This is a genomic window from Haloferax sp. S1W (genome assembly GCF_044593955.1).
Taxonomy (GTDB): Archaea; Halobacteriota; Halobacteria; order Halobacteriales; family Haloferacaceae; genus Haloferax.
The window spans coordinates 2,433,983-2,455,080 of the sequence record NZ_CP172595.1 but is presented as its reverse complement, the minus strand read 5'-3'; the positions used below and the strand labels follow the sequence as shown (position 1 = coordinate 2,455,080).

Here is a 21,098-nt window from a genome sequence, read left to right as displayed (position 1 = left end):
ACCCTCAGTCGTCCGCGAGACGCTCGCAGACGGCGACCAGCACGTCGATGGCGCTGTCGAACTCGTCGAGTTCGAGGTGTTCGTTCGGCGCGTGGTCGAGGTCAGAATCGCCGGGACCGTAGGTCGCCATCGGGCAGTCCCACGTCCCGGCGAAGATGTTCATATCGCTGGTCCCCGTCTTGCGGAGCAAGCGGGGTTTCGTGTCGCCGACGCCGCGGATGGCGACGCGGAAGGCCCGTGCGACGTCCGTGCGCGGACTCATCATCACGGGCGGGATGGGTTTGTTCCAGTGGACGCTGCCGCGAGTGAGTTCGCCTTCGGCGACTTCGCGCACGTCGTCGATGGTGAGGCGAGGCGGGACGCGGAACTGCACGTCCACTGTCGCCTCCACCGCGAGGCCGTCTTCGGTGGGACCGCCGTCGAAGGTCACGGGTTTGGTCGTCACCGTGTCGAAGACGCCGTCGTGCTCCTCGTCGAAGAAGTCGGCCACGCGCGACCACCACGCGACGGCCGACTGGATGGCGTTGTCCTCGGGGCGCGAGGAGTGTCCCAACTCGCTGGTCGAGACGTAGGTCCCAGAGAGGAACCCGCGGTAACCGAGGGTCACGCCGTCCCATCCGGAGGGTTCGCCGTTGATGACCGCGTCGGGTTCCTCGCGGTCCTCGACGAGGTGCCACGCACCGCGCGAGGTGGTCTCTTCGCCGACGACGCCGACGAACGAGACGCCGGTTTCGACGGCCGCTGCGGCCATCGAGCAGAGTGGGCCAGTCGCGTCCACGCTGCCGCGACCCCAGAGCGCACCCTCTTCGACCGTCACGGGGATGTCGCCGGGGACGGTGTCGATGTGCGAGGTCAGCAAGACCGAGTCGTCGGCGGGGGCGCGGACGTTGCCGACGTCGTCTATCCAGACCTCGCGGTCGTGGGCCTCGAAAAACGCCTTCAGGACTTCGGCGGCGGCCTCCTCGTCGCCCGAGACGGAGGGCGTCGACACCATGTCGTAGAGGAGTTCGCGCGCTTCGGCCCAGTCGCTTTCGGCGGTCAGTTCCGCGGGCGCGTCCGTCTGGGACGCAGCGGCTGCCTGCGTGTTCGCGTCAGCCTCGGCCGCTTCGTCGGTGTCGTGGTCCATCTTCGCGTTCATGACAGTACGTTCGTCATCGCGTCCACGGCGCTGTCGGCGTGTTCTTCCTCGATGATAAGCGGCGGGAGGAACCGGACGACGGTGCGCCCTGCGGGGAGCGCGAGCAGTTGCTCGGACAGCGCGAGGTGCTTGAGCGTGCGGTTCGCGCCGCGCTTGACCTCGACGCCAACCATCAGGCCGTCGCCGCGAACGTCGCGAACCGGCAGGTCGTGTTCCTCGACGGCCGCTTCGAGTTCGCTCGTGAGGTACTCGCCCACCGCGGCCGCGTGGCCGGGCAGGTCCTCCTCGACGATGGTGTCGAGGGTGGCGTTCGCGGCAGCGCAGACCACGGGACCACCAGAGAAGGTCGACCCGTGGGAGGCCGCGCCGTCGGCAATCCAGTCTGCGCAGAGCGTCACGCCGAGGGGGAGGCCGTTTGCGATGCCCTTCGCGCTCGTGAGGATGTCGGGGACGACACCGGCCTGTTCACAGGCCCAGAGCGTCCCGGTACGGCCGACGCCGGTTTGAATCTCGTCGAAGACGAGCGCCGCGCCCGCGTCTTCGGTCAGGTCGCGGGCGGTCTGAAGGTACTCCGCCGTGGCCGGGTTGATGCCGCCTTCGCCCTGAATGGGTTCGAGGAAGACGGCGGCCGTTTCGTCGTCGACGGCTTCGGCCAGTTCGTCTGCGTCGCCGTAGGTGACGAACTCGACGCCGCCAGCGACCGGTTCGTACGGCTTCTTGTACTTCTGTTTCCACGTGAGCGCGAGCGACCCGAGCGTACGGCCGTGGAAGGCGCGCTTGGTGGCGACGATTTTCTGGCGACCCGTCGCGGAGCGGGCGAACTTCATCGCCGCTTCGTTGGCCTCGGTCCCGGAGTTACAGAGCCAGACGTTCTCGATGTCGCCGGGCGCGAGCGCCGCGAGTTTCTCGTAGAGGTCGGTGCGAACCTCGACGGGGTACGACGCCTGCACGTAGGTCAGTTTGGCAGCCTGCTCTTGGATTGCGGAGGTAACGGCGGGATGTGAGTGGCCGAGTGCCGCGACGGCGTAACTCGCGCCGAAGTCGAGGTACTCGGTGCCGTCGTCCGCATAGAGATACGCACCCTCACCGGATTCGATGGTGATGGGTTTCTCGTTGAAGACGAAGCCGCCGCTCATTGTTCGGCCTCCTCGGCTTCCACGAGCGCGCCGGGCGTCACGTGCGTGCCGCCGCCGTCGAGCGCGGTGATGAGTGGGTCGTTGAGGTTCGCGTCGGCGACGATGACCTCGGCGGCCCCGCCGTCGAGCGCTTCCTTCGCGGCCATGACCTTCTTCGTCATGAAGCCTTCAGCCGCGTCTTCCAATGCCGCGAACTCCGCGGGCGTGTCCGCCGTTTCGATGAGCGTCGATTCGTCGTCGGGGTCCTCGTAGACGCCCTTCACGTCGGTGAGGACGACGAGCCTCGCGCCGAGTGCGCCCGCGACTGCCGCGGCGGCGCGGTCGGCGTCCGCGTTGACCGGGACACCGTCGTCGGCGAGCATCGGGACGGTCACGATAGGCGTGTAGCCACCGTCGAGAAGCGTTTCGAGGAGGCCCGTGTTGACGCTAGTAATCTTCCCGGAGTGGTCGCCGCGCTTGATTTTCTTCTTGCCGTCTTCGACGACGCGAACCGCCGATTTACGGGGTCCGGTGAGAAGGCCGCCGTCGACGCCCGAGAGGCCGAGCGCATCGACGCCCGCCTCGCGGAACAGCGCCGTCAGGTCGGTGTTGAGTTTGCCGGGCATCACCATCGAGAAGACCTCCATGGTGCGCTCGTCGGTGAAGCGGCCGGTGACGCCGGAGGGCGACTCGACGTAGGTTGGTTCCTCGCCGAGTTCTTCGAGCGTCTCGTCGACGGCGGTTGAACCGCCGTGGACGACGACGACATCGGTTCCGTTGGCGACGAGGTGTGCTACGTCTTTGACGGCACCCGCCGGGTCGACGGCCTTCGCGCCGCCGACTTTGACGACGACCGGCGGCTCAGAGCCGCCATCCGTAACGAGATTTTCGTCGTTGTCGACGAGCTGTTCGTGTGCCGCAAGCAGTTCCTCGCGTGTGTATCCTGTCATTGTCGATATAGTACGAACGGTGGTCAGTCTGGGGACGTGTTCGGGGACGGTGCGCTCAGGGGGAGCCGACTGGGTGGAAGCCGGTGAAGTCGAGCCCGGCGGTCTCCGTTAAGCCGAGTGCGATGTTGGCCGCGTGGACTGCCTGCCCGGCGGAGCCTTTCATCATGTTGTCGATGGCGGAGAAGACCACGAGGCGACCGTTTGTCGGGTCGATTTCGAACCCGACTTCGCCGAAGTTGGTACCTGCAACGGACTTGGGTTCGGGGTAGCGATAGACGCCGCCGCCACCCGCGACGGTGCGCATGAAGGGCTCGTCGCCGTAGGTGCCGCGGAATGCTTTCCACATGTCGCCTTTCGAGACCGGGTCGTCGGGGAAGACGTGACAGGTCGCCGCCGCGCCGCGGACCATGTCTACGGCGTGGACGGTGAAAGAGACAGAGAGGCCCAGATACTCCTGAATCTCAGCTTCGTGGCGGTGTCCGGTTGGTGCATAGGGCCGGACGATGCCAGAGCGCTCGGCGTGCGAGGACGCTTTGCTCGCGCCCGCACCGCCTTCGGAGGAGCCGACTTTCACGTCGACGACCACCTGCTCGTCGCCGGAGAGAATCTCGGCGTCGAAAAGCGGTTTGAGACCGAGGATGGTCGCCGTCGCGTTACACCCGCCAGCGGCGATGAGTTCCGCGCCGGGCAGGTTCTCGCGGTTCAGTTCGGGAAGCGCGTACTCGGATTTCTCCAGGTACTCGGGACAGATGTGGCCGTCGTACCACTCGTCGTACTGCGCCTCCTCGGAGAGACGGAAGTCGGCGGAGAGGTCGACGACGGTGTCTGCGGCCTCTTGGAACGCGTCGATGTGTTCCATCGAGACGCCGTGAGGCGTCGCGGTGAAGAGTACGTCCACCGATTCGAGGTCCGCAGGCGAGGTAAAGCGGAGGTCGAGGTGGCGGAGGTTCGGGTGGACGTGGCCGACGGTCTTGCGCTCGTAGGAGCGACTCGTGGCCTGTTCGACCTCGAAGTTCGGGTGGCCATCGAGGAGGCGAAGGAGTTCGCCCCCGGTGAAGCCGGAGCCGCCGACGACGCCCGCGGTGAGTTGTTCGCTCATGCAGAGGCCTCCGCCAGCAGCGTTTCGCCTTCGACCTTCGTTTCGAGCCAATCGACGGCCTTCGCGGGGACGTCCACATCGACGGCCTCGTTGAGCGCTTTGAATTCGACGGTGTGGTTGACCTCGTGGACGGTGTAGTCTGTCCCCGTCTCCATGAGGTCCACGCCGAGTAGGCCGCCGCCGACTGCGTCGGACGCCTGCTTTACGAGTTCCTTCGCGCGGGCGTCGAGTTCGAACGCCTCGGCGTTCGCGCCCTTCGCGGCGTTCGTGAGCCAGTGGTCCGACGAGCGGGTCATCGCGGCGATGGGTTCGCCGTCGATGGCCAGCACGCGGATGTCGCGGCCGGGCTTCTCGACGAACTCCTGAATGTAGAACACCTTGTGCTCGTAGTTGCCGAGCGTCGCCTTGTGTTCGAGGATGGCCTCGGCGGCCGCCTCAGAGTCGATTTTCGCCATCAGCCGCCCCCACGAGCCAACGACGGGCTTGAGGACGCAGGGGTAGCCGAACTCCTCGACGATGTCCATCGCGGAGTCGACGGTGAACGCGACCTTCGTGTTGGGCGTGGGAACGCCCGCATCTGCGAGTGCGAGGCTGTTTTTGGCCTTGTCGGAGCAGATGTCGGCCGTCTCGTGGGAGTTGACGACGGGAATGCCGTACGACTGCAGGAAGCGCGTGATATAGAGGCTCCTGCTTGTCGCCAAACAGCGGTCGACGACGATATCCACGTCGTCGAACGCCGCTGGTGGCTCAGAGAGGTCGAACTGCTCTTTCCGCACGTCTATCTTCGTCACCTCGTGGCCGCGGTCGCGAAGCTCGTTGAGAAGCAACTTCTCGTCGCGGCGAATCCGGGAATAGAGCAGTCCAACGTGCAATTTACTCTCCCCAGTCCTCTTCGAGTTCGGGTGCTTCTTCCAGTGTCACGGGGTCGAGGGCGACGACCTCGAGTTCTGCGCCCGTGGCGGGACTGTCGATAATTTCGCCGACTTCCACGTCGGACGGCAGTTCGATTTCTTCGCCGGTCAGCGGGTCTTCCGCAGTGATGGTGTCGCTCATTACACCCGATTCTGAACGGTGGGGAGTATTAAATCCGTCGAAAATTACGAAGCAAAAAACAGTGTAAAGAAGACTCTCTCGGCGGTTATCGGGAGAATCGACCGACACTGGTGGTCGGTCGAACGACGTGTTGAGCTCGGTTGCCACCCTCACCCAACACCGGGGACGGGACCGGTCGCGGAACCGGTCGGGACGTCCCCTGCGTCGGTCGCGGTCGCGGTCGCAGTTCCGTTCGCGGTCGTCGCGGAACCGGAACCGCTCGTCGCGGTCGTCGCGGAGCAACAGCTCGCGGTCGTCGCGGCAGGCCGGAGACGAGGGTCGCGTTCTCAGACATAGTTCGATACCTCTTCGTCGAGTTGCTCGGCGGCCGCCGCCAGCGAGTCGCGGGCGTCGGCCACGGCAGCGAAGTCCGCGTCGAGTTCGTCGCGGGCCGTCGAAAGCGTCGCCTCGACGGCGACGGGGGCGGGACCACCGAGGGAGTCGCGACTGGCGACGCTCTCGGTGGGGTCCAGCGCTGCGTGGACGGCCTCTTCGCTCACGTGCGTATAGAGTGACTCACCTAATACGTCCGTAGCGACGGCGTCAAGTGTTGCCACGTCAGGGGTCCCCGTCGATTGGGCGGCCGCCTCGGCGACGACTTCGTGGGCCGTGCGGAACGGCAACCCGGCCATCGCCAGCAGGTCGGCGACGCCCGTCGCCGTCGAGAACCCTTCGCCCGCGGCCTCGGCGAGCGCGTCTTCGGGCCACGTCGCGGAGGCGACTGCCCCGGCGGCGACGGCGGCCGCTTCCGTCACGTCGTCCACTGCGCGGAACGCGTGGTTGTGGGCGCGTTGCAGGTCGCGGTTGTACGCGCGGGGCAGTCCCTTCAGCGTCGTCAACAGGCCGGTGAGTTCCCCGACGGCGTCGCCCGCGACGGCGCGGACGAGTTCCATCGTGTCGGGGTTCTTCTTCTGCGGCATGATAGACGACGTCGAGGAGTAGTCGTCGGAGAGTTCGACGAGTCCCTTGTTCGAGAAGACGACGAGGTCTTCGGCGAGTCCCGACAGCGTGACCGCGTGCGTGGCGAGTGCGGACAGCGTCTCCGCGAGAAAGTCGCGGGTCGCGGAGGCGTCCATCGAGTTCTCCATCACGCGGTCGAACCCGAGCAGGTCGGAAACGAGTTCGCGGTTCACGTCGAAAGGCGTGCCCGCGAAGGCGGCCGACCCGAGGGGTGACTGATTGATGCGCTCGTACGCACACAGGAGGCGGGCGCAGTCGCGGGCGACCGCCCGTTCGTACGAGCACAGGAAGTGCGCAACCGTCGTCGGTTGGGCGGGTTGCAGGTGCGTGTAGCCGGGCATCACCGTCTCGGTGTGCTCGGCGGCCGTCTCGACGAGCGACTCGCGCAGGGCGAGCGCGGCGTCGAGCGCGGACAGCACGTCTTCACGCAGGCGGTAGCGAATACAGGTCGCCACCTCGTCGTTGCGCGAGCGCGCGGTGTGCATCTTCCCACCGTCAGGGCCGACGATGTCGATGACGGCAGCCTCGATGGCTTCGTGCACGTCCTCGCCGCCGGAGAGAGAGTCGTGGCCGGCGGCTTCCACGTCGTCGAGCGCATCGAGGATGTCCGCGGCAACATCGGACTCGATGATGTCCTGCGCCGCGAGCATCACCACGTGTGCCCGGTCGACGGCGAGGTCGGCTTCGAAGATGCGTTCGTCGGCCGCGAGGCTCGACATGAACCCGCGGGCGGGGCCGCCGCTGAAGCGGTCCCGGCGAATGACGCTCTCGGAGTCGCCGTCCTCGCCTGTCATCTTACTCTTCGCTGCCGCCGTCGGCGGCGAGTTCGGGCTTTTGCTTCTGCTTGGTGCTCTGGTTGGCGAGACGCGCCTGGAAGCCGTGGTACTTGGCGACGCCCGTCGCGTCGGCCTGCTCGATACCGTCGACCGTCTCCGTGTTGAAGGAGGCGGCGGACTCGGAGTAGGCGGCGTACTCGGACTCGCGGCCGACCGGGCGGGCCTGTCCGCCCTCGAACTTGATGGTCACGGTGCCCGTGACGCGCTCTTGGGTCTTTTCGAGGAACGCGTTCAGCGCACCCACGAGCGGAGCGTCGATGAGGCCTTCGTAGGCCTTCTGGGACCACTCGTTGTCCACGGTGGCCTTGAAGTCGCGTTCTTCTTTCGTGAGGACGAGGCCTTCGAGCGCCTTGTGGGCGTTCAGGAGCGTCGTCGCGGCCGGGTGCTCGTAGTTCTCGCGCACCTTCAGGCCGAGCATGCGGTCTTCCATCATGTCCGAGCGTCCGACGCCGTAGGAACCTGCTTTCTCGTTGAGGACGGAGATGAGTTCGAGCGGTTCCATCGCCTCGCCGTCGATTGCGACGGGGTAGCCGTTTTCGAACTCGATTTCGACGAGTTCCGTCTCGCCGGTGGGCTGGTCGGTCCACTCGTAGATGTTCTCCGGCGGGACGTAGCCGGGGTCTTCGAGATTGCCGCCTTCGATGGAACGGCTCCAGAGGTTCGTGTCGATAGACCAGACGCCTTCGTTGCCGCCCTGCACCGGGAGGTCCTTCTCGGCGGCGTACTCGATTTCCCACTCACGGGTCATGCCCATCTCGCGGACGGGCGCGATGACTTCGAGGTCGGAGGCGCGCCAGACGGCCTCGAAGCGGAGTTGGTCGTTCCCCTTGCCCGTACAACCGTGGGCGATACCGTCACAGCCCTCTTCCTGTGCGAGGTCGAGAATTGCCTGTGCGATGACCGGGCGTGCGAGCGCCGTGCCGAGCGGATAGCCCTGATAGTCCGCGTTGGCGGTCACGGAGTCGAGACAAAGCTGTGCGAACTCGTCTTTGGCGTCGATGACGTAGTGGTCGAGACCGAGCGCCTCTGCGGTTTCGTAGGCCTCCTCGAACTCCTCTTCTGGCTGGCCAACGTCGACTGTGACGCCGATAACTTCGTCGTATCCGTACTCTTCTTCGAGAATCGGAACGCAGACTGTTGTGTCCAGTCCGCCCGAGAACGCGAGTGCGACTTTCTTCATGTACTCGATTGTGACGTGGACAGCTAAATAAATTCTTTGCATTCAAACTGTGAAATTAAGCGGTAGAGATGCCTATAGCCACGAAAATAGGTGATTAGCAAATTCGACGTGTCCCGAAGGATATGATGATACTGGCCCTAAAGGGCCGGTCGTCGTCGTCGGACAGCAGCGGCTCGCAGCGGGGCAAAAGTGGCGAGGGTGCTGCGAGTCGCCATAGTTGGGAGTCCCTACAACAGCGTCCCTATTAAATTCTTTCGGGGGCGCAACCTTCGCCGGAGTCGGTCGAATCCACTCGAAAGTCGGTGTATCACCCGCTAACAGCCGCCTCGACCGACCACACGCTTTTGACCAATCCAAGTCAATTGCTATCAATGGTCGTCCCGGCCGTCCTTCTCGTAGCAGCGTTTCCGCTTCAAGTCGCGGTCTCCCTCCCGTTTATCGGCGCACTCCTTGCCACCGCCGCCGCCCTCGGTGTGATGGTCAAGGCCGCAGAGATCGCGGTCGGCCGTCTCATCGCCGTCGCACGCGCGTTCAACGTCCCAGATGCCGTCGTGGCCTCGACGGTTGTCGCCGTCGGCACGAGTCTGCCCGAAATCGGGGCACACGTCGTCGCCTCGGCCGGAATTCTCTCCGGGACGCTCGACTATCACATCGCCTCAGCGACCGTCATGGGCGGAAATATGGGGTCGTCCACCGTCCAGCAGACGCTTCTCGTCGGCGTGTTCGTCCTCGGCGTCGGCCGAACCCTCCTCTCGTCGTCGTTCATGCGCTCGACGTACTACCCCATGGTCCTCGCACTCGTCGCAACACTCGCCCTCTCGGTCGACGGCACCATCTCCCGCCTCGACGGTGTCGTCCTCCTCGTCGGCTTCGGCGCGTACGTGGTTTCGGGCGTCCGCACCGCCCCCACGGACGGGCAGTCGTACGACGGTGCGAGCATTAACCGCCTCCGCGACACCGCTATCGCAGTCGGCGCGCTCGTGCTCGTCTTTGCGAGCGCGTACGTCGTTCTCGTCGTCGTCCAACTGGTCGTCGAGACGCTCGGTCTCAACGGGTCGATGGTCGGCGTCGTCACGCTCGGTCTCGCTGCTGCGCTCCCGGAACTGTCCACTGTCGTCGAGGCGATTCGGCGGCGCTCGCCCGACATCGCTCTCGGAACGCTCGTCGGGTCGAACGTGGTGAACCCGCTCGTCGGATTCGGACTCGGGGGCGCTATTTCTACCTACGCCGTCCCTCCCTCCGTGATTCTGTGGGACTTCCCGTTCAAACTCGTCGTCGCGGTCGGCTTCCTCCTCGTTGTCCGTCGAAACGGGGGCGCCGTGACTCGCCGTGAGGGGGCGTGGTTGGTTGGTGCGTACTTCGTGTTCGTGAGCGTCCGATTCATCTTCTACGCCACCTGATGGGTGCGACCCTCACGAACTCCTGCTGAAGAGCAGTCGCTCGACGAGGTCCGACCGCTGCATTAGCACTGTTCCGAACACGCTCATGACGAGGACGTACCCGACGGCGAACGCCGGGATGATCTCTCGCATCACCGGGGTGGTCCCCGACGCGGCCAGCGCCGCGATGACGAGCGAGAACTCGCCGCGAGGGACCATCCCGACGCCAACGCGGAGTGACCGATGCACAGAAAGGTCGTAGACGCGGCCGCCGAGATAGCCCGACAGCACCTTCGCAGGCGTCGTCAACACCACCGCCAAAGCGAGCGGGACGGCCGCCGCCCCGAGGAGCATCGGGTCGGTTCCGAGGCCAATCCAGAAGAAGAAGATGGCCGCGAACACGTCGCGAACGGGGGCGAGCAGGCGCTCGATGCGCTCTCGGTGGCCGCTCGTCGAAAAGCCCATGCCGACGAAGAACGCGGCGACGGCCTCGCTCACCCCGAGCGCCAACGCCACGCCGGAAACCGGAACGACCACCGCCAGCGCGCGGAGGACGAACGCTTCCTGATTTCTGATGTCGAGGACGCGAGTGAAAAGGCGTGTTCCGTACTGAACGGCGACGAACAGGAGGCCGAGGAAGCCGAATGCGATGGCGAGCGACCGTCCCACAGAAACGAGTCCCCCCTCGCCCCCGAGGACCAGCGACGTGACGACTGCGAGGTAGACGGCGATAGCGAGGTCTTCGAAGACGAGCGTTCCCAGTATCGGTTCCGATTCGGGGTCGGCAATCCACCCGAGGTCGATGAGCGTCTTCGTCACGATGGCCGACGACGAGATGTAGACGATGCCGCCGAGGAGGAGCGATTCGACGACCGACCACCCGAGGACGAGACCGATAGCGATACCGAGCGGGAGGTTTACCACGAGGTCGATGAGTCCGGCGCGGCCGATGTTGCTTCGTGCAGCGCGAAGCCTGTCGAGGCTGAACTCCAAGCCGAGGAAGAACAGCAACAGGACGATACCGAGTTCGGCCAAGAGCGTCACCACCTCGCCGTCGGCGACGTACGGCATCCCGACCCGTCCTGCGACGGACGGCCCGACGGCGACACCGCCGACGACGTACAGCGGGATGACCGAGAGACCGAAGCGCAGCGCCACCGCGCCCATCACTGCGAGGACGGCGAACAGGTAGCCGAATTCGAGCAGTTCCGCGGCCATCAGCTCCCTTTCACGAGGTCGACGAGGTTACGGCAGGCCTCGCGCGGGCCGATGACGACGAGCGTGTCGCCCGCCTCCACGGCCGAATCGCCACCCGGCGAGGTGACGATCTCGTCCTCGCGCTCGATGGCGATGACCGACGCGCCGGTCACTTGCCGCAGGTTCGACTCGCCGAGCGTCTTTCCGGCCACCTCGGAGTCGTCCCCGACTTCGACCCACTCGATGAGCGTGTCGTCGCTCAGGTGGGTCTGGATGTCTCCGGAGCGAACCGGCTGAAAGTAGGCCCCTTCGAGGAGCGTCCCGACCTGTCTGGCGAGTTTGTCGGTGAGTTCGAACAGCTTCTCGGAGTCGCTGTCGGCGCTCTCGCGGCGGAACACCTCTCGCTTGCCGGTGTTGTGGGTCACGATGACGAGACGGGACCCGTCGTCGAGTTCGACTTCGTGTTTCTTCCCGACGCCCGGAAGGTCGCTCTCGTAGACAGTCACGTCAGGGACGTTAGCGGTCTGAAAAGATAAAATCGTGTCCTGGTTCGGCCGCTGTCGCCGAACCGAGCGGTGGGTGCCGGACTCAGAGAACGACCCAGAGCGCCGCCGCGATACCCACACACGCGACCGGCGGAATCGAGAGGTTGTCGTCGATGACGTAGCCCGCAACGACCGGTTTCGCACCGTCTGCCAGCGTCGCGCCCACCGCGCCGACGGCCGATGCGACGATGCCGGGGACGAGTCCGACGACCGGCACGACGAAGGGTGCCGCGAGGACGAGACAGACGGCGAACATCGCCGAAAGCGTCGGGAGCGACTTCATCTCGCCGACCGGGGCCGACCCGAGGAACCCGCTTATCGGGTCACCGATGGTGAGCATCAACATCCCCGGAATCGCCACGTGGGGTGCGAACAGGAGCGCGACGGCCGTCTGACTGTACATGTAGAGCGCGTAGCCCGCGACGTTGTCCTGTTCGTACTCGCGGGTGAGTTCGTCGTAGATGCGCCACTCCAGATTCCCGAACAGACGGAGCGCTTCGAGGACGCTGACGACGACTGACGAGAAGATGAACAGATACCCGAGTACCTGCCACTCCACGAGGCCGAGGATGTACAAAAGCGGCATCCCCGAACCGCTCGCGTGTACCAGTCGCCGCTTAATTTCGGCGGTACTCGGTCGCCACACGGTCGTCTCAGGCGTCGACTGCTTCGTTTTCTTCGACCACGGCGTCGAACGAGACGGTCCCCGCGCGGAGACCGACCAGCGTGTCGACGAGGTCGGAGACGGCGAGGCGGACCTGTCGACCGGAGTCGCGCTCACGGATGGTGACGGTGTCCGGACCGTCGCCTTCCAGACCGTCACGGTCGACGGTCACACAGAACGGCGTGCCGACTTCGTCCTGTCGGCGGTAGCGCCGACCGATGCTGCCGGAGTCGTCGTACGCGACCGCAAAGCCAGCAGCACGGAGTTTCTCCGCGATGTCGTCGGCGAGGTCCACGAGTTCCTCGACGTTGCTGACGAGGGGGAAGACGCCGACGTTCGTCGGGGCGACGGTGGGCGAAAGCGAGAGGAACGAACGCTCCTCGCCGTCGACTTCGTCGGTCTCGTAGGCGTGCGCGAGAAGCGTGTAGACCGTGCGGTCGACGCCGAACGAGGGTTCGACGACGTGTGGCGTGATGTGCTCGCCCGCTTCGGTCTGCGTCTCGACAGAGAAGTTCGCCACGTCGGTCTCGACGGTGACTTCCTCGCCGTCGATGTCGAGGGTGACTTCGTCGGCGTCGAAGGCGTCGGGGTCGCGTTCGGCGAGGGCTTCGAGCGCCTCGGCCACGTCCGCGGCCTGCGCGCCGAACTCGGGACCGAGCGTCGCCATGTCGGGGTCGACGACGGCGCGTTCGACCGTCTTGGGTTCGTCGTACTGCTGGAAGACGGTGAAGTCGTCGTCGCCGTACTCGCCGTGCTTCGAGAGGTCGTAATCGCTGCGGTACGAGAAACCAGCAATCTCTATCCAGTCGCCGTCGACTTCGCTTTCTGCGTCCCAGCAGTCCGCGGAGTAGTGGGCGCGCTCGCCCGCGAGGTGCTGGCGGAAGCGGAAGCGGTCCATGTCCACGCCGATTTGTTCGTACCACTGTTGCGAGATGCCGAGGAAGTAGCCGAGCCACGCGTTGCCGATGATGCCGTCTTCGACGGCCGCACCGATGGTCGTCTCGACGTACTCGCCGTCGTCGGCCTGCTGTTCGGTCGCGGGGTACAGAAGCACCGCCACGTCTTCGACCGCAGAGAGGTCGGGTTCGTCCCGCTCGGGGTCGATGAAGTGTTCGAGTTCGGCCTGCGTGAACTCGCGGGTACGGACGATACTCTTTCGCGGGCTAATCTCGTTGCGGTAGGCGCGACCGATTTGGGTCACGCCGAACGGGAGTTGGTTCCGCGCGTACTCCTTGATGCGCGGGAACTCCACGAAGATGCCCTGTGCCGTCTCGGGTCGGAGGTAGCCGGGCGTCGACGAACCGGGGCCGATGTTCGTCGCGAACATGAGGTTGAAGCTCTCGACCGACTGGCCGGCGAGGGCCGCGCCACAGTTCGGACAGACGAGACCGAGGTCCGCAATTTTCTCTGCGGCCGCCTCGAGCGACAGCGTCTCGGCGTCTTCGAGGTCGGAGTTGTCCTCGATGAGGTGGTCCGCGCGGTGGGACTCGCCACATTCGGCACACTCGACGAGCATGTCGTCGAAGCCGTCGAGGTGGCCCGAGGCCTTGAACACCGGTTCCGGCATGATGGTCGGCGCTTCGATTTCGAGGTTGCCCTCTTGGACCGCAAAGCGGTCGCGCCACGCCTCTTCGACGTTGGACTTCAGCGCCGCGCCCTGCGGGCCGTACGTGTAGAAGCCGCCGACGCCGCCGTAGGCACCGGACGAACCGAAGAAGAAGCCGCGTCGCTTCGCCAGTTCGACGAGTGCGGCCGACTCGGCACCCTCACTCATGCAGCGCCTCCAGCAGGTTGATGTCGCGGACGATGCCGATGAGTTCGTCGCCCGTGACGAGCGGAATCTGCTCGATGTCCTCGCGAATCATCGTCTGGGCGGCGTCCTTCGCGGTGACGCGCGTCGAGACGGAGACGAGGTCGTCGGTCATGAACTTCGAGACCGGTTCGGCCGGAATCTCGACGTTGCGGGTTGGGATGTAGCGGTTGCCCACCGCTTTGATACCTTCCCACATCCACTCGTCGTCCTGCCCCGCGACGGAGTCGCCGGTGCCGGCTTCGCCTTCGACGACGCGGGCGACTTCGATGATGTCGACCTCGGTGACGATGCCAGCGAGTGCTGCTTCCGTGTCGAGGACGACCGCGTACGGGACGTTCGCGTAGTAGATCTCGCGCTCGACGACCGGAAGCGGCGTCTCGATGTACGTCGTGTTCACGTCGCGGGCGGCGAGGTCGCCGACAGGGGTCTTGCCGTCGATGTCGCCGCGGGCGATAGCGCGAATCACGTCCGTCACGGTGATGATACCCTCGATGCTGCCACCGTTGATAACGGGAATGCGCCGTGCGCCTTCTGTGACCATCATCTCGGCGACGACTTCGAGGTCGTCGTCGGAACTCGCGGTCGGAACCTCGCGGACGAGAACCGCAAGTTGGTCCTCGTCGGGGTGCTTGATGAGGTCTTCTCGGGAGATGAGACCGCGGTACTTCGTCCCTTCGTCCGTCTCTTTGACAACCGGCACGGAGGAAAAGCCGCGCTCCTGGAGGTACTCGAGAACGTCATCGCGGGTACCCGGAAGGGAGACCGTCACGACCTCCTCACCGGGGGTCATCGCGTCGGCTACTTTCATACCACCGCTTTCATCCCCCCGCCTAATGTACTCTGCGAAGGCTCGCGCACCCTTCACACGGGGAGTTCCCGTCCGTAAATCCGAGAAACATGTCACAAAAGCAACTGACGGGGGCAGTATCGGTCCGCGGAGAGAGAACCGTACTCGGCTCCCGACTGAAGTCGCAGACTGTTCGGTCGGCGACTCAGTCGTGCGTTATTCGTCGTCGTCCGCGTTCGGGGCGAGTCGGCGGATGGCGTCGAGGTTGGGGAAGAACTTCTCGGGGTCGTCGTGTTCGACGATGCCGACGATAGTGCCATCGAGTTTCTGGAGATAGGTGTACATTCGACCCTCTTCGTCAGCGATTGTCGCGCATTCCAGCGCCTCGCGGAGGTCCCACGCGCCAGCGACGAAGACGGCTGTCTCGATGTCCGGCGCGAACAGCGCCGTTACCATGTAGACGCGGCCGTCGTTCTCGGCGCGGTACACCTCGTACTCGGGGAACTCCGTCTCCTCGAAGAGTTCGGAGACGTCCTCGGCCTTGTCGCCGGGGATGACGTACGCGATGCCGTATGCGTCCTCGTCGCCCTTCAGGGACGACGGGCCGAAGACGCCGGTGTCACCGGCGGCGATACGGACGGTGTCCCATCCGTCTGCTTCGAAGTCGTCGGCCATCGCGGTCATGTCGTCGAGGGTCGCACCCCACGCCTCGCGGCGACGGTCCGCCTCGCTCGCGATGCGCTCTACGTCGGGGGTTTCCTCGTCTCCGATTTCGACCATATGAATGCTGGACGACGGATATGGTAAAAGGCATCGAAGCACACGGACCCCGCTCCGTGCGCGAACGCAGTCGTCAGTAGTCGACGAAGACGACTGCCGTCAGTAGTTGATGCCGAAGATGACTTCCATCGCGAACGATACCGCGAGGATGCACACCGCCGCGAGGAACAGTTTCATCCCGCTCGACGGGCGCTCGTTCGGCTCTGGACGGAGCGCTGGCGGCAACACCGCATCGAGGAGGTTCGAGACGAGTTTCTCGATGCCGACTTCCTCGTCGCTTCCGGCGAACAGTCCGCTGTCGTTGCTGCCACCGTTGCCGCCGTGGTTGCCGTTGCTTTTCCACGCCGCTTTCGGGCGAACCTTGAGCGACGCGTACGCGAGCATGGTGAACCCGAGGAAGAACATGAGCCACTTCGCCCCGGGAAGGCCGCCGCCGGCGAGAACGCTCACCGTGGCGGTCAGGCCGAACACCACGCCGGTGAGGACGATAGCGTAAGCCACCGTATCGAGGGTCTTGAGACCGAATCGGCGTGGGTCGAACTCCATCGCTTACTGGACGAGCGTTTCGAAGACGGTTGCTGGCTCTTCGTACTTGTCTTCGTGACGGTGACAGAGGCTCAGACGACCCCTGTCGCCGACGCCGAGTTGGTCGGGACGCTCGCGGTCACAGACACTGCCGAACTCCTCGCGGAGATACGTCCGCGCGGTGTCTTCGTCGTCGTTTTCGGCGTACTCGGCCGCTTCCTCGATGTGCCGCATGACGCTGTTCGGTACGTCGAGGTCGCCGAACAGTTCTTCGAGTATTTCGTCCATTCCGGACTCGTGGGTTTCGCGGCCGAGGAGTTCGCGGACGCGGTCGGAAATCGACGGCTCGACGCGCGAGCGCTCGCGGAGCACCTCGCGGAACACCTCGATGTGCTTCCACACGTCGTCGTCGAGGGAGCGGTACTCCTCGGGGCGAATCTTGACCGGACAGCGCGTCGAGAACGGACACCCGGCGGGCGGGTCGCGCGGACTCGGCGGCGTGCCACGAAGCGTGATTCGGTCGCGGGCTATCGTCGGGTCCGGTTCCGGAATCGACGACAGGAGCGCGTGCGTGTACGGATTTGCAGGCGCCTCGAACATCTCGTCCGACGGACCGATTTCCATGATGTTACCGAGGTACATCACGGCGACGCGGTCACAGATGTGCCGAACGACCGCGAGGTCGTGGGCAATAAACAGGTACGTCAGTCCGAACTCCTCTTGGAGGTCTTCGAGCAGGTTGAGAATCTTCGCCTGCACGGACACGTCGAGTGCCGAAACCGGTTCGTCGAGGATGATGAAATCGGGTTCGAGCGCGAGCGCACGAGCGATGCCGATACGCTGGCGCTGCCCACCGGAGAACTGGTGGGGGTAACGGTAGTAGTGTTGCTCCTGTAGCCCGACGGTTTCGAGGAGTTCGCGGACGCGCTGGCGACGTTCCTTGGGCGTCTTCCAGTCGTGTACGTCGAGCGGTTCGCGGATGATTTCACCGATGGTCATCCGCTCGTTGAGGCTCGAATCGGGGTCCTGGAAGACCATCTGTACGTCGCGGCGGAACTTCTTGAGGTCCGCACCGGACAGCGTCGTGATGTCGGTGCCGTTGAGTTTGACCTCGCCCGCGGTGGCCTCTTCGAGGCGCATCAGGGTTCGGCCGAGCGTGGACTTCCCACACCCGGACTCGCCGACCAGTCCGAGCGTCTCGCCGCGCTTGATGTTGAACGAGACACCGTCGACTGCCTTGACGGGCTTGCTGCTGAGGAACCCGCCGTCTTCGTAGTAGGTCTTCAGGTCGTTGACTTCGAGGAGCGTCTCCTGTGTCTCTCGGGTCACTGTTTCTTCTTCGGTCGTCGTCGTACTCATCAGTTGTCACCTCCCTGTGTCTTGCTGTTTCGGTGATGTGCGACTGCCTCGTCTCGCGGGAGGTCCTCGGGATAGAGGAGACACGCTGCACGGTGTTGGGTGCCGTCCGACCCGACATTGATGGGTTGTGGGTGGACCACGTCGCACTCCTCGAACGCCTTCGGACAGCGCGGTGCGAACCGACAGTAGGTCGCTTCCTCGTTCGGCGTCGGAACGTCGCCCTCGATGGTCGAGAGGCGGTCGTCCCCGTCGAGTCCCCGGCCGGGGATAGATTCGAGGAGCCCCTGCGTGTAGGGGTGCTTCGGCGACTGGAACAGTTCGACGACCGGCGAGTTCTCGATGATTTCGCCCGCGTACATCACGTTGACGCGGTCGGCGATTTCGGCGATGACACCCATGTCGTGGGTGATGAACATAATCGCCAGGTCGCGTTCTTCCTGCAACTCTTCGAGGAGTTCCAGAATCTGCGCCTGAATCGTCACGTCGAGTGCCGTCGTCGGTTCGTCGCAGATGAGCAGTTCGGGGTCGCACGCGAGCGCCATTGCGATGACGGCGCGCTGGCGCATCCCACCGGAGAACTGGTGGGGATACTCGCGGAGACGCCGGTGGGCGTCCGGGATACCGACTGCTTCGAGGAGTTCGATGGCTTCCTGTGTCGCCTTCGCCCCCGACAGACCACGGTGGAGGCGAAGCGCCTCCTTGATCTGGTTCCCGACGGTGTAGACGGGGTTCAGACTGGTCAGGGGGTCCTGGAACACCATCGCGATGCTCCCGCCGCGAATCGACCGCATCTGCTTGGGCGACTTGTCGAGGAGGTCCTCGCCGTCGTACATGATGCGCCCGTTTTCGATGCGTCCCGGCGAGTCGATGAGACGCATGATAGAGCGGGCGGTGACGGACTTACCGGACCCGGACTCGCCGACGATACCGACCGTCTCGCCGCGGTAGATGTCGAACGAGACGCCGTCGACAGCACGGATGACCTCTTTGTCGGTGTAGAACGCCGTTCGGAGATTCTCCACCGAGAGGATTGGCTCGGCGTCGGTGCGGACTGCAGCGGACTGGTCGGTGCTCATGCACCACCACCCCCTGCGGCCGCGGTTTCACCCTCGCCGGTGTCGGCCTGCGGGTCGATGGCGTCGCGGATGCCGTCACCGAACGCGTTCAGCCCCGTCACGACGAGCGTGATGAGCACGCCGGGGATGAACGAGATGTGCCACGAGGGACTTGCGACGTACTGCTGGCCGTCGGCGATGAGTCGTCCCCACTCGGGCGTCGGAGCCGTAATCCCGAGGTTGAGGTACGACAGACCGGCGACGCTGATGATGATACCACCGAGACTGAGCGACGCGTAGATGAGCATGTAACTGAACACGTACGGAGCCATGTGCTTGCGCATGACCTGCCCCGGCGTCTGACCGAACGACTTCGCGGCGTCGATCCAGTCCTGCTCGGAGACCTGGAACGCAGGACCGCGAATCGCACGCCAGATAAACGGCCAGTAGACGAGGCTGAAGATGAGGATAATCAACACCGCACCGTCGTACAACTCCCTGACCCAGGTGTTCTGGAAGATGACGAGCATCAAGATGAGGACCATGATGAGCGGGAGTGCCTGTATCGAGTCACTCGCCAGCACCACCGCGAGGTCGGCGAGGCCCTTGTAGTAGGCCGTAATCATGGCCAGTGCGAGACCGATGAGACCAGCGATGCCGATGGACAAGGTGGCGATGGTCAGGGAAATCCTCGCCCCGAACACCACTTGTGTGAATAGGTCCTTCCCGTTTGTCGCTGTCCCGAACGGATGGAACCGGCCGAAGTCGTCGTAGCTCATGGGGCCGACGTTCTCGTCACCGGCACCCTGGGAACCGGACCCGAGGTTGGCTTGGCCGACGAGGACGGATTCGACGCTTTCGGTTTCTTCGTCGAAGTAGTTGATTTCGTAGTCGTACGGCTGGAGAATGTTCTGCTCCATCGTCGTCGGGCCGACGGCGGGTGCGAATACCGCCATAACCACAAACATGATGGTGATGATAAGGCCGAACTGCCCCCACGTGTGACCGCTGAAGCGGTCGATAACGTCGTCACGGGGCGTCCAGTCCACGCGGCGGTAGTGGCGGCGGAATCGGTTGTAGCCGTTCCAGGCCCACCCGATAACTGCGAACGCGTACGCGTAGACGAGGACGAACCGAACCGCCCACGCTGCCGCAGGCGACAGTCCGAGGAACGTCCCGACGTACTTCGATCCGTCCCAGTAGCCCTGGTTCGGGATGAGGTCGCGGGACACGAGCGTCGGGATGCTCTTGAGCGACTCTTGGAGGGACGCCACTGCGGCGGCGCCCGGGTCACCCGGGAGCAGATTGACGATGACGCCCGCGATAGCGCCGAAGACCTGCAAGATTGCGCCGAGTTCAGCGCCGATGAGTACTGCACCAACGGCGGCCCAGACGAGTGCCGGTTGGGGATTCTCAGCGATACGTTGTCGAAGCGGAATTTCGGTTTCGGTTGTCGTACTCACTGTTAATCACCCCTCGTACCCGACGCGCGGGTCGATAATCGTATACAGGAGGTCCTGCAGGATGTTCGTACCCACCAGGATGAGGATGAAGATGAACATCAGCGTCCCGATGAGCGGCAAGTCACCGTTGATTGCGGCGTTGAAGAACAGCCAGCCGAGGCCGTTGATAGCGAAGACTGTCTCGACGAAGACGGAGCCGCCGAGGAGCAGGAACGCCTCACCGGTGATGATGGGAACGAGCGGGATGAGCGCGTTCCGGAAGATGTGCTTCCAGACGAGCGTCCGCCCGGAGACACCCTTCGCACGGGCGGTTTCGACGTAGTTGGAGTTGATGGTCTCGAGGACGGCGGTCCGGCCGATACGCATCTCGTTACCCATGGACGCCGACCCGAGGACCAGTGCCGCAGGTGCAATCTGCTTCGTTGCTCGAACGAGCGATTGTATCCACCCACCGGGGTCGTTCATGAACTGCTCAATCGGTGATTGGAAGAACCCGAGTGCTGGCGGCGTCACGACGTTCGTCTTCACGATCCACGACTGCCACGTGAAGAAACCACTCGTCCACTGTCCAGTCTGTGACAGGGCGGTGACGAGCATAATCGCGAGCCAGAAGTTCGGCATCGCACGCCAGACGATTCCGCCGAAGGAGGCGAAGTAGTCAGACGGCGTGTTCGGGTTCAGACCGGCGTAGAAGCCGAGCGGAATCCCGATGAACAGGGCGATGAGCACCGACCAGAAGCCGAGCCAAATCGTCCGAGGCGCGTACACCTGGATAAGCTCGTACGCGGTCGTCCCGGGTGCGATGACCCACGACTGACCGAGCTGGAAGGTGAACAAGCGATACATGAAGTCGAAGTACTGACTCCAGAGTGGTTGGTTCAAGCCGAGATTCGTTCGAATCTGCGCTGCCGCCTCGGGATTGTACTGCGTCCCCAAAATCGCTGAGACGGGGTCGAGCGGGCCCAATCGAATGAGCGCGAACGTAATCGTTGTCCCGAATATGACGACAGGAATCGACATCAGCACCCGTCGAAGGAAGTACTGCCATCGACTCATGGAGTCACCTCACTGACCGTTCGAGCGGACATTATTGTAAGGGTTTAATGAGAGGGATGGATATGTCTTGCGCTTCCAAGTTGGAATTCTGTACTATCGAGCACT

20 protein-coding genes are annotated in these 21,098 nt (G+C 64.3%); 1 reads left to right on the top strand and 19 read right to left on the bottom strand.

Annotated elements, in window-relative coordinates:
- Positions 1-4: 4 nt before the first annotated feature.
- From ACH9L7_RS12955 to ACH9L7_RS12920, 8 genes are all read right to left on the bottom strand, one after another.
- Positions 5-1,138 carry a [LysW]-lysine hydrolase gene (locus ACH9L7_RS12955; RefSeq protein WP_396611112.1) on the bottom strand — a complete coding sequence of 378 codons (1,134 nt, stop codon included), beginning with the start codon at positions 1,136-1,138 and terminating at the stop codon, positions 5-7.
- Positions 1,135-2,274 (bottom strand): aspartate aminotransferase family protein, encoded by a 1,140-nt coding sequence (locus ACH9L7_RS12950; RefSeq protein WP_396611111.1) that lies wholly within the window; start codon positions 2,272-2,274, stop codon positions 1,135-1,137. The genes ACH9L7_RS12955 and ACH9L7_RS12950 overlap by 4 nt, the downstream gene beginning before the upstream one ends.
- A complete protein-coding gene (locus ACH9L7_RS12945; RefSeq protein ID WP_396611110.1) occupies positions 2,271-3,203 on the bottom strand; it encodes an acetylglutamate/acetylaminoadipate kinase in 933 nt (310 codons plus the stop codon). The genes ACH9L7_RS12950 and ACH9L7_RS12945 overlap by 4 nt, the downstream gene beginning before the upstream one ends.
- A 55-nt stretch (positions 3,204-3,258) precedes the next feature.
- Positions 3,259-4,302, bottom strand: coding sequence for an N-acetyl-gamma-glutamyl-phosphate reductase (argC, locus tag ACH9L7_RS12940; RefSeq protein ID WP_396611109.1), 1,044 nt, complete (start codon positions 4,300-4,302; stop codon positions 3,259-3,261).
- Positions 4,299-5,174, bottom strand: coding sequence for a lysine biosynthesis protein LysX (gene lysX / locus ACH9L7_RS12935; protein ID WP_396611108.1), 876 nt, complete (start codon positions 5,172-5,174; stop codon positions 4,299-4,301). The genes argC and lysX overlap by 4 nt, the downstream gene beginning before the upstream one ends.
- Before the next feature lies 1 nt (position 5,175).
- Positions 5,176-5,355: a lysine biosynthesis protein LysW gene (lysW, locus tag ACH9L7_RS12930; RefSeq protein WP_396611107.1), complete on the bottom strand. Its 180-nt coding sequence runs from the start codon at positions 5,353-5,355 to the stop codon at positions 5,176-5,178.
- A 326-nt stretch (positions 5,356-5,681) separates the two neighbouring features.
- Positions 5,682-7,148, bottom strand: coding sequence for an argininosuccinate lyase (gene argH, locus ACH9L7_RS12925; RefSeq protein ID WP_396611106.1), 1,467 nt, complete (start codon positions 7,146-7,148; stop codon positions 5,682-5,684).
- Between the two features lies 1 nt (position 7,149).
- Complete coding sequence (locus ACH9L7_RS12920) at positions 7,150-8,370, bottom strand: argininosuccinate synthase (RefSeq protein WP_396611105.1); 1,221 nt, start codon at positions 8,368-8,370, stop codon at positions 7,150-7,152.
- Between the two features lie 371 nt (positions 8,371-8,741).
- Between ACH9L7_RS12920 and ACH9L7_RS12915 the strand changes: the two genes are divergently transcribed.
- Positions 8,742-9,770: a sodium:calcium antiporter gene (locus ACH9L7_RS12915; protein ID WP_396611104.1), complete on the top strand. Its 1,029-nt coding sequence runs from the start codon at positions 8,742-8,744 to the stop codon at positions 9,768-9,770.
- A gap of 12 nt (positions 9,771-9,782) precedes the next feature.
- Here the strand turns inward: ACH9L7_RS12915 and ACH9L7_RS12910 are convergent, their stop codons facing one another.
- From ACH9L7_RS12910 to ACH9L7_RS12860, 11 genes are all read right to left on the bottom strand, one after another.
- On the bottom strand, positions 9,783-10,967 hold the full coding sequence (locus ACH9L7_RS12910; RefSeq protein WP_396611103.1) for a cation:proton antiporter: 1,185 nt from the start codon (positions 10,965-10,967) through the stop codon (positions 9,783-9,785).
- Positions 10,967-11,452, bottom strand: a complete 486-nt coding sequence (locus tag ACH9L7_RS12905; protein WP_396611102.1) for a cation:proton antiporter regulatory subunit — start codon at positions 11,450-11,452, stop codon at positions 10,967-10,969. Before ACH9L7_RS12905 ends, ACH9L7_RS12910 begins: the two co-directional genes overlap by 1 nt.
- Before the next feature lie 82 nt (positions 11,453-11,534).
- Positions 11,535-12,137 carry a dolichol kinase gene (locus ACH9L7_RS12900; RefSeq protein WP_396611101.1) on the bottom strand — a complete coding sequence of 201 codons (603 nt, stop codon included), beginning with the start codon at positions 12,135-12,137 and terminating at the stop codon, positions 11,535-11,537.
- Between the two features lie 7 nt (positions 12,138-12,144).
- Entirely contained in the window at positions 12,145-13,929 is a 1,785-nt protein-coding gene (gene glyS, locus ACH9L7_RS12895) for a glycine--tRNA ligase (protein ID WP_396611100.1), read from the bottom strand.
- Entirely contained in the window at positions 13,922-14,776 is an 855-nt protein-coding gene (locus ACH9L7_RS12890) for a CBS domain-containing protein (RefSeq protein ID WP_396611099.1), read from the bottom strand. Before ACH9L7_RS12890 ends, glyS begins: the two co-directional genes overlap by 8 nt.
- Before the next feature lie 195 nt (positions 14,777-14,971).
- On the bottom strand, positions 14,972-15,535 hold the full coding sequence (locus tag ACH9L7_RS12885; RefSeq protein ID WP_396611098.1) for a hypothetical protein: 564 nt from the start codon (positions 15,533-15,535) through the stop codon (positions 14,972-14,974).
- A 99-nt stretch (positions 15,536-15,634) separates the two neighbouring features.
- Positions 15,635-16,081 (bottom strand): hypothetical protein, encoded by a 447-nt coding sequence (locus ACH9L7_RS12880; protein WP_396611097.1) that lies wholly within the window; start codon positions 16,079-16,081, stop codon positions 15,635-15,637.
- Positions 16,082-16,084: 3 nt separating this feature from the next.
- Complete coding sequence (locus ACH9L7_RS12875; protein WP_396611096.1) at positions 16,085-17,419, bottom strand: ABC transporter ATP-binding protein; 1,335 nt, start codon at positions 17,417-17,419, stop codon at positions 16,085-16,087.
- Positions 17,419-18,495: an ABC transporter ATP-binding protein gene (locus ACH9L7_RS12870; protein ID WP_396611095.1), complete on the bottom strand. Its 1,077-nt coding sequence runs from the start codon at positions 18,493-18,495 to the stop codon at positions 17,419-17,421. The genes ACH9L7_RS12875 and ACH9L7_RS12870 overlap by 1 nt, the downstream gene beginning before the upstream one ends.
- Positions 18,492-19,937 carry an ABC transporter permease gene (locus ACH9L7_RS12865; RefSeq protein ID WP_396611094.1) on the bottom strand — a complete coding sequence of 482 codons (1,446 nt, stop codon included), beginning with the start codon at positions 19,935-19,937 and terminating at the stop codon, positions 18,492-18,494. The genes ACH9L7_RS12870 and ACH9L7_RS12865 overlap by 4 nt, the downstream gene beginning before the upstream one ends.
- Positions 19,938-19,943: 6 nt before the next feature.
- On the bottom strand, positions 19,944-20,993 hold the full coding sequence (locus ACH9L7_RS12860; RefSeq protein WP_396611093.1) for an ABC transporter permease: 1,050 nt from the start codon (positions 20,991-20,993) through the stop codon (positions 19,944-19,946).
- Positions 20,994-21,098: the final 105 nt, after the last annotated feature.

Excerpts from the sequence above, each read along its gene's own strand:
- ACH9L7_RS12950 (WP_396611111.1), bottom strand. The coding sequence starts at position 2,274 with ATGAGCGGCGGCTTCGTCTTCAACGAGAAACCCATCACCATCGAATCC.
- glyS (WP_396611100.1), bottom strand. The coding sequence starts at position 13,929 with ATGAGTGAGGGTGCCGAGTCGGCCGCACTCGTCGAACTGGCGAAGCGA.
- ACH9L7_RS12955 (WP_396611112.1), bottom strand. The coding sequence starts at position 1,138 with ATGAACGCGAAGATGGACCACGACACCGACGAAGCGGCCGAGGCTGAC.
- ACH9L7_RS12885 (WP_396611098.1), bottom strand. The coding sequence starts at position 15,535 with ATGGTCGAAATCGGAGACGAGGAAACCCCCGACGTAGAGCGCATCGCG.
- ACH9L7_RS12875 (WP_396611096.1), bottom strand. The coding sequence starts at position 17,419 with ATGAGTACGACGACGACCGAAGAAGAAACAGTGACCCGAGAGACACAG.
- argC (WP_396611109.1), bottom strand. The coding sequence starts at position 4,302 with ATGAGCGAACAACTCACCGCGGGCGTCGTCGGCGGCTCCGGCTTCACC.
- argH (WP_396611106.1), bottom strand. The coding sequence starts at position 7,148 with ATGACAGGCGAGGACGGCGACTCCGAGAGCGTCATTCGCCGGGACCGC.
- ACH9L7_RS12870 (WP_396611095.1), bottom strand. The coding sequence starts at position 18,495 with ATGAGCACCGACCAGTCCGCTGCAGTCCGCACCGACGCCGAGCCAATC.
- ACH9L7_RS12920 (WP_396611105.1), bottom strand. The coding sequence starts at position 8,370 with ATGAAGAAAGTCGCACTCGCGTTCTCGGGCGGACTGGACACAACAGTC.
- ACH9L7_RS12880 (WP_396611097.1), bottom strand. The coding sequence starts at position 16,081 with ATGGAGTTCGACCCACGCCGATTCGGTCTCAAGACCCTCGATACGGTG.
- lysW (WP_396611107.1), bottom strand. The coding sequence starts at position 5,355 with ATGAGCGACACCATCACTGCGGAAGACCCGCTGACCGGCGAAGAAATC.
- ACH9L7_RS12860 (WP_396611093.1), bottom strand. The coding sequence starts at position 20,993 with ATGAGTCGATGGCAGTACTTCCTTCGACGGGTGCTGATGTCGATTCCT.
- ACH9L7_RS12915 (WP_396611104.1), top strand. The coding sequence starts at position 8,742 with ATGGTCGTCCCGGCCGTCCTTCTCGTAGCAGCGTTTCCGCTTCAAGTC.
- ACH9L7_RS12945 (WP_396611110.1), bottom strand. The coding sequence starts at position 3,203 with ATGACAGGATACACACGCGAGGAACTGCTTGCGGCACACGAACAGCTC.
- ACH9L7_RS12910 (WP_396611103.1), bottom strand. The coding sequence starts at position 10,967 with ATGGCCGCGGAACTGCTCGAATTCGGCTACCTGTTCGCCGTCCTCGCA.
- ACH9L7_RS12890 (WP_396611099.1), bottom strand. The coding sequence starts at position 14,776 with ATGAAAGTAGCCGACGCGATGACCCCCGGTGAGGAGGTCGTGACGGTC.